General features: G+C 65.2%; 1 protein-coding gene. It reads right to left on the bottom strand.

The genetic code is table 11. The features are described from left to right. Positions 1 to 947: porin (locus tag IE243_RS22910; protein WP_191321579.1), on the bottom strand; the 947-nt coding region annotated here is incomplete at both ends.

The following is a 947-nucleotide window of genomic DNA, read 5'->3' as shown; positions in this document are numbered from 1 at the left end:
TCAACGCCGATATCGAGGTCCTTGACCGGCGACCAGACCAGGTTGGTCAGGCCGACGAACATGTTGTAGTCGCGCAGGTACGGGCTGTAGATGCCGGCGTTCGTGGCGTACATGTCGCCCATCGGGCCGTTGATGCGAGCGCCGTTCGGGAAGCGGAGCTGGCCATAGGTGGCCACGAAGCCCGAACGCAGCTGCGGGGTCCAGTAGTGCAGGAACGCCGCGGCAACCGACCAGCTGGTGGTCTGCTTGATGTCGCCAGTGGTCGGATCGATGTAGCCATCGATCTTCGACACGCCGAAGCGACCGCCGCCGCCGATGCCGCCCTCGATGGCGCTGTCATGCCCGATCGGAGCCGACATGCCGGTGTAGGACATCGCGCCCTTGGCGTAAGCAGCCTGCAGCCACAGGGCGTCGCCCGGAGCAAGGAACGGCAGGTTGAACTTCACGCCGCCCTGGATGGCGTAGCCGAACTTGGAGTCCGGACGGGCAGCGTAGCCGCCGTTGACAGCGCCGCCGGAGAACGTGCCGACTGCGATCTGGTGCGTGGCGACCGACAGCTGGGCGGAGCCCCAACCCTGGTCAACGCGCAGGTTGCCGACGAAGTCCGGAACGTTCAGACGCTGGGAAATGTCAACGTTGGCGTAACCGACGCGCTGGCCATTGGCGTTGAACGTCCAGACCGGGCTGGTGAACGTGCAGCCGGTGACCGTGCCGTTGAGGCAGAGGCTGGAGTTGGCGGCGCCGCCGGTCAGGCCGACGAACGGGGTGTTGACAACAGCGGTGGCCGGATTGCCAGCAGCGACGCCGCCGAAGAACAGCGGGTTACGACGGAAGGTCGGGTCTTCCATCGAGATCGTGGCGCTGAAGCCGTTGCCGAACTTGGCGGTGTAGGCCAACAGGTTGGTGGAGGATGCGTTCGAGGTGATCGAGAAGTTCGTCAGCTCGAT

Origin of the sequence: Camelimonas fluminis, from assembly GCF_014656355.1 — a bacterium.
Lineage (GTDB): Bacteria > Pseudomonadota > Alphaproteobacteria > Rhizobiales > Beijerinckiaceae > Camelimonas > Camelimonas fluminis.
Note: the sequence above shows the minus strand (reverse complement) of the source record. Positions and strands in the feature narration are given on the sequence as shown.